Source organism: uncultured Tateyamaria sp. (assembly GCF_947504105.1).
Lineage (GTDB): Bacteria > Pseudomonadota > Alphaproteobacteria > Rhodobacterales > Rhodobacteraceae > Tateyamaria.
In genome coordinates this window covers 1-6,203 of sequence record NZ_CANNGP010000088.1, presented here as the reverse complement: position 1 = coordinate 6,203, position 6,203 = coordinate 1, and the positions used below count along the sequence as shown (strand labels likewise).

General features: G+C 56.7%; 7 protein-coding genes and 1 tRNA gene. 5 read left to right on the top strand and 3 right to left on the bottom strand.

What is annotated here, in order from left to right:
• Positions 1-351: 351 nt before the first annotated feature.
• The 3 genes from yidD to rpmH all read right to left on the bottom strand — a co-directional run bounded on the left by yidD (position 352) and on the right by rpmH (position 1,135).
• Positions 352-585: a membrane protein insertion efficiency factor YidD gene (gene yidD, locus Q1A75_RS23085; protein ID WP_299550898.1), complete on the bottom strand. Its 234-nt coding sequence runs from the start codon at positions 583-585 to the stop codon at positions 352-354.
• Complete coding sequence (rnpA, locus tag Q1A75_RS23080; protein WP_299550913.1) at positions 582-929, bottom strand: ribonuclease P protein component; 348 nt, start codon at positions 927-929, stop codon at positions 582-584. Before rnpA ends, yidD begins: the two co-directional genes overlap by 4 nt.
• 71 nt (positions 930-1,000) lie before the next feature.
• Positions 1,001-1,135: a 50S ribosomal protein L34 gene (gene rpmH / locus Q1A75_RS23075; protein ID WP_005980833.1), complete on the bottom strand. Its 135-nt coding sequence runs from the start codon at positions 1,133-1,135 to the stop codon at positions 1,001-1,003.
• A gap of 317 nt (positions 1,136-1,452) precedes the next feature.
• Between rpmH and Q1A75_RS23070 the strand changes: the two genes are divergently transcribed.
• The 5 genes from Q1A75_RS23070 (at position 1,453) to Q1A75_RS23050 (ending at position 6,159) form a co-directional block, all read left to right on the top strand.
• Positions 1,453-2,184: a TVP38/TMEM64 family protein gene (locus Q1A75_RS23070; RefSeq protein ID WP_299550901.1), complete on the top strand. Its 732-nt coding sequence runs from the start codon at positions 1,453-1,455 to the stop codon at positions 2,182-2,184.
• 4 nt (positions 2,185-2,188) lie between these two features.
• On the top strand, positions 2,189-3,607 hold the full coding sequence (locus tag Q1A75_RS23065) for an FAD-dependent oxidoreductase (protein WP_299550904.1): 1,419 nt from the start codon (positions 2,189-2,191) through the stop codon (positions 3,605-3,607).
• 12 nt (positions 3,608-3,619) lie between these two features.
• Positions 3,620-5,002 (top strand): HAMP domain-containing sensor histidine kinase, encoded by a 1,383-nt coding sequence (locus Q1A75_RS23060; RefSeq protein WP_299550907.1) that lies wholly within the window; start codon positions 3,620-3,622, stop codon positions 5,000-5,002.
• 69 nt (positions 5,003-5,071) lie between these two features.
• Positions 5,072-5,148, top strand: a tRNA-Arg gene (locus Q1A75_RS23055).
• Between the two features lie 597 nt (positions 5,149-5,745).
• On the top strand, positions 5,746-6,159 hold the full coding sequence (locus Q1A75_RS23050) for an AAA family ATPase (protein WP_299550910.1): 414 nt from the start codon (positions 5,746-5,748) through the stop codon (positions 6,157-6,159).
• Positions 6,160-6,203 lie beyond the last annotated feature (44 nt).

The window sequence follows — 6,203 nt, the reverse complement described above, 5'->3', positions numbered from 1 at the left end:
GATAGCAAGGCCAACGATGTGATGGTGCACCCTTCAGCCGCAACGATCAGAACACTCCGCCGAATGTCCCGGGGTTAGCGGTGAACTCCGAGCCACTATCGGAACGGATGTATTTGAGCGTCCCGCGCTGCAGTAGCAGCGGGTATGTAAAGCGCGGTGGTATCGACATTGGTGACGTCATCATCACGTTCGAAAAGCAATAATGGGGCTGGAACTCGGCTGACGGATACTTATGTCGGAGGTGCGCTCAGCGTGAAGGTTTTTGTGGCGCGAGTGCCCCGCCGCGATTTGCGCGGCGGACATCAAGGCCGCTCCCACCTCGCCCCCCAGGACAGGGGAGCGGCCGCCCTATCACGGATCATCACGTTCAGGCACAGGGTCATAACCATTCCCGCCCCATGGATGACAACGCCCGATGCGGCGGACCGCCATCCAGATCCCCTTGATCGCGCCGTGCTTCTCCAACGCTTCCATGGCATAAGCGCTGCAGGTTGGATGATAACGACAATTGAAGCCAACCCATGGGGAAAAGAGCAAACGGTAGGCCCGTACAGGCAGGGATACGACAAGGGCGAGGGGGCTCATGGCAACTTGTCCAACGCCGCATTGCAATCTTTGATCAGCGCCGCAAACGGTCGTGTCGCCGTTTCACCAGCACGCCCTACGAAAACGTAGTCGGTTGCTGTCGCGCCGCGATGGCTGAGTACATGTCGTGCCACTTCACGCAAGCGGCGTTTGGCCCGGTTCCGGGCGATAGCATTGCCTACTTTCTTTGAACACGTAAAACCCACACGGATTGCGCCATCATCATGTCGCGAACGCGCTTGCAGGATAAGACCGGGCATCACAATGCGTTTGGCTTGGGCCGCGCGCAAAAAGTCGGCGCGCTTTTTTATCACCTCCAAACGCAACGGCCCCGCCGGCGGCATATCTTCGCCAGCGTAAAAGCTGGGCGAAAAGGCCTCCGGCGGGGTCATGATCATCCCTTTCGGGTGCGTGTTTATGCGCTCAGCGATTTCCGGCCGCGGGCGCGGCGGGCATTGAGGATCTTGCGGCCAGCTTTGGTTGCCATGCGGGCACGGAAACCGTGGCGCCGCTTGCGCACGAGGTTCGAAGGTTGGTAGGTGCGTTTCATCGCATTGGCTCCGGGTCTGTTGGCCCTCGGGTCCCGCGGATTCGGGAGGGGCTGTATTCGAAGCCCGTCCTTTAATGCGGCAAGTGGGGCAAGTAAACCCTTTGGACATCTAATTTCGTCATCATTGCAACAAAAGGGTCCGGGCAGGGCCCTCTATGTTTCAATGACGCGCTGGAGTGCCAAAAAACCTCACGGAATTGGACATATCCGTTCAACGGGCCGTGAACACCCTGTTTTGATGGGTGCGGCGAGCGCATTTTCAGGTCACAACCCGCACAACGCTTGGCGTAACCAGACGACGCCCGAGAGGACAAGGTATGACTGACACAAGCCAACCACGCAAATCCAGTCTGACACGGAACCTGCCGTTGATCGGTATCCTGATCGTTGCCGCCATCGGTGCATTCGCCCTGCGCGATTACCTGAGCTTTCAGACCCTTGCTGACAACCGAGAGGCGCTGATCGCCTTTCGGGACAGCAATTACACGCTCACCGCAGTGGTCTATGTGGCGATCTATGTTCTCATTGTGGGGTTTTCCTTGCCAGGCGCGAGTATCGCGACGCTCACCGGGGGATTCCTTTTCGGTACTTTGTTTGGGTCCGTCTTCACCGTGACGGCTGCCACCATCGGAGCCTCGGTCATTTTTCTTGCTGCGCGCCACGGCTTTGGCGAAACACTGGGCCAACGCATGGAGGCCTCCAAAGGCACGATCAAGAAGATCAAGGACGGCATAGATGAAAATCAATGGTCCATGCTGTTTGTCATTCGACTTGTGCCCGCTGTACCTTTCTTTGTTGCCAACCTGATCCCCGCTTTCATGCAGGTACCACTGCACCGCTATGTCATCTCGACCTTTTTGGGCATCATCCCCGGCTCGGTCGTCTATACTTCCGTGGGCGCCGGTTTGGGCGAGGTGTTTGCCCGTGGTGAAACACCCAACTTTGGTATCATCTTTGAACCGCACGTCCTGCTGCCTATCCTTGGATTGGCGGCACTGTCCCTGCTGCCGGTGGTAATCAAGGCCGTGACGGGTAAGAAAGGTTTCTGAACCCATGAAACGCATCAAGACCGACATCCTGGTCATCGGGGCCGGGTCAGGCGGGTTGTCTGTCGCCGCCGGCGCCGTGCAGATGGGGGCCAAGGTCGTCCTGCTTGAGGGGCACAAGATGGGTGGTGATTGCCTGAACTATGGTTGCGTGCCATCAAAGGCGCTGATCTCGAGCGGTAAGATGGCATATGGCCAGACGCACAGCGCTGACTACGGCGTTGCCAATGCCGTCCCGCAGGTGGACTATGCCGCTGCCAAGGATCATGTGAACCAGGTGATCGCGCAGATCGAACCCGTCGACAGTCAGGAGCGGTTTGAGGGTCTCGGCGTGCATGTGATCCGCGCGTTCGGCAAATTCATCTCGGACACCGAGGTGCAAGCGGGTGATACTGTGATAAAAGCGCGGCGTATTGTAATTGCCGCCGGATCTAGCCCGTTTGTGCCGCCGATCGATGGGATCGACACAGTACCCTATCTGACCAACGAAAACCTGTGGGCGTTACGCGAGCGCCCCGATCACCTTCTTATCATCGGCGGTGGGCCTATTGGGGTGGAAATGGCTCAGGCCCACCGGCGTCTCGGATCCAAGGTCACGGTGATCGAAGGGGACAAGGCGCTGGGCAAGGATGATCCCGAAATGGCCGAGGTGGTCCTGACAAAGCTGCGCGCCGAGGGCATCGAAATCGCCGAAAACGCGCTAGCCGAAAAGATCGAGGGCGGTGATGATGCGGTCAGTGTGCATACGAAGGACGGGCGCAGCTTTACAGGCTCGCACCTTCTGGTGGCAGTGGGCCGTAAGTCGAACACCGATAGGCTGAACCTGGAAGCCGCCGGGATTAAAACCACCCGCACAGGCATCAAGGTCGATGACAGTCTGCGCACTACCAACCGCCGCGTCCATGCGGTGGGCGACGTGGCTGGCGGGCTGCAATTCACGCATGTTGCAGGTTACCATGCCGGTGTAATCATCCGGTCGCTTTTGTTTGCACTGCCGTCCAAAACCAAGACGGCTCACATCCCATGGGCAACTTATACTGATCCGGAACTCGCACAGGTTGGCCTGACCGAAGCGCAGGCCATGACACAGCACGGGGACAAGCTGGAAGTCGTGCGCTTTCACTACAATCACAACGACCGAGCCATCGCAGAACGCAAGACCGATGGCTTGATCAAAGTTATGGTGGTCAGAGGACGGCCTGTGGGCGCTTCTATTGCCGGGCATCAGGCCGGTGAATTGATCAACCTGTGGTCGCTGGTGATCGCAAACAATATGAAAATGAGCCAGGTCGCCGCCATGGTGTCGCCTTATCCGACCATCGGTGAGGTCAACAAACGGGCTGCTGGTGCCTACTTCAGTCCGCGCCTTTTTGAAAGCAACATGGTCAAGAGAGTGGTAGGACTTGTGCAACGCCTTATTCCCTGAGCACATAGCACGATGATGAATTCTCTCTCTGGCCGCTTCCTTATCCTGACCACGATCTTCGTGATGCTGGCCGAGATCTTGATCTTTGTGCCGTCCATTGCGCGGTTTCGGGAGGAGTATCTTCAGAACCGTCTGGAACGCGCCCAGATCGCGTCGCTTGCCTTGCTGGCGGATGACATGATCGACAGCGATCTGGAAGAAGAGCTTTTGCAGAACGCGGGCGTTTTCAATGTCGTGCTGCGCCGGGATGAAGTGCGGCAGTTGATGCTGGCATCGCCCATGCCGCAACCTATCGATGATACGTTTGACCTCCGGGATGGTACCGCCCCCGTTTTGATCCGGGATGCCCTGATGCGCATTCTAGAGTCGGAAAACGAAGTGATCCGCGTCATAGGCGCGCCGACACGTGAGGCCGGTTTACTAATTGAAGTGACCATGGAAACTGCGCCCTTGCGCGCATCGATGATCGACTATGGCGTCCGTATCCTTGTGCTTTCTGCCGTCATCTCGATTGTGACAGCCGGGCTGTTGTTCATCGCGGTGCGTGCGATCCTTGTAAAGCCGATCCGCGGTGTTGTCGGCCATATGCAGCGCTATGCGGCTGCGCCCGAAGACGCGCGGCGTATCATAACGCCCAATGCAGGGGTTACGGAATTGCGGGAGGCCGAGGAGGCGCTGCGCAGTCTCCAGACCGAGCTTATAGCGGCGTTGCGTCAAAAGGATCGACTGGCTCAACTGGGCGGGGCTGTCTCCAAGATCAGTCATGATCTACGTAACATCCTTACGTCCGCTCAGCTGTTTACTGACCGGATTGAAGCATCCGAAGACCCGCTGGTGCGGCGGATGGCACCTAAACTGGTGAACTCGATGACCCGCGCGGTACATCTGTGTGAAAGTACGTTGGCCTTTGGCAAGGCCGAAGAACCCAGTCCGACGCTTATGATATTTACTCTGGACGATTTGATCGCGGATGTTCTGGACAGTGAGCGTCTTGCAATTGGTGACAAGGATCTGTCGTTGAGTGAGAACATTCCTCCGCTGTTTTCCTTGCGCGCGGATCCTGAACAATTGTTTCGTGTAATCTCCAACCTAGTGCGTAACGCACGGCAGGCGATCATTGCGAATGGCCAACCCGGTGAGATCAATGTTTCCGCTTATGAAGATGCAGATAACTGGTGGATCGAGATCGCCGATACTGGTCCAGGCCTGCCCCCAAAGGCCCAAGAGCACCTCTTTCAACCTTTCCAAGGTGGTGTCGCAAAGGGTGGCACGGGGCTTGGGCTGGCAATTGCACAAGAACTGGTGCGGGGGCATGGTGGGGCGCTTGAGCTGGACCGAACTGGCCCCAAGGGTACGGTCTTTTCCATCAGGCTACCGAAAGGTGATGACATCTAAAGCGAGGCATACTTTTGCCAAGATAAGCCCTTGCAAACCCGGAACCACGGGACTAAACCGCCGAGCAGTGGACCGATAGCTCAGCTGGATAGAGTACTTGACTACGAATCAAGGGGTCGGGGGTTCGAATCCTCCTCGGTCCGCCACTTTCCAAATTGTGAAGCGACACATAGTTTTTCCTATTGCGCCAAACTCTTACCTATTTTGACGCTCTGCGCCTCCCATCCATAGGCCCGCTTGTTTCGTTTGATCCCGTTTCCCAACCGGAAAATCGGGGGCGATTTGGAGGTCAGACGGCGAAGCCGCCTGCTCCTGCAAATCTGCCACGTGGCGAACGCGGAGGGGGGCGAGACAGGACAAATCGACAAGGTTGGTGCGGCCCGCAGGCGACGCCGAGGACACGGCCTTGTTTATTTGTCTTGTCCGAGGGGGGAGGCTGCGCCTCCACCCTAACGGCGAAGGGCGTTTGGCTTGTCCAAATCCCCTGAGCCCGCTGCTTGTAACTTGAGATCGGCCCGACAGAATCTGTCGGGAGGGCGGAAACCGGAAGTTCGCTGCTTGAGCAAAATGGTTCCAGGCGAACCGAAATAGCTGCCATTCGGTGACGTACGCTTTCTAGGGCGGTCCTGGTCGTTGATGCAAGTCAGTGCCCGACACTGACCTTTAAGCGAGCGCGTCGGGTAGTAGTTTCATAGCCAATCCGATTTAATGACTTCAATTTCTAGTATCTGAGGCACTTTGAAATGCAGATTCGTCATATCTCGATCCAAAACTTCAAAGGCATCAAAACGCTGAAGTGGACCTCGGATAGCGCTTTCTGTTGTTTGATTGGTTCGGGAGATGTGGGAAAAACAAGCATTCTTGACGCAATAGAAGCAACGCTATCCACACGTTGGATCACCTTCGCTGAGGCAGACTTTGTCGATTGTGACACCGGCAATGAGATACTAGTTGAGGTTACAATTGGTGAATTATCGACCGAACTAAAATCGGACGAGCGATTTGGTTTCTACACCCGAGGTTGGACTAGCTCAGGCGATGTGCGCGACGAACCTGCTGGCGACGATGAACCAGTTCTAACTGTCAGGCTGTCGGTCGATGCGACACTGGAACCTGTATGGGAACTGTCTGACGTCAGCGCCTATGGGTCCAAATAGCGGTATTTGCTAAGAGAGGGTTTGTTGCTCATCGTGGCCACCAA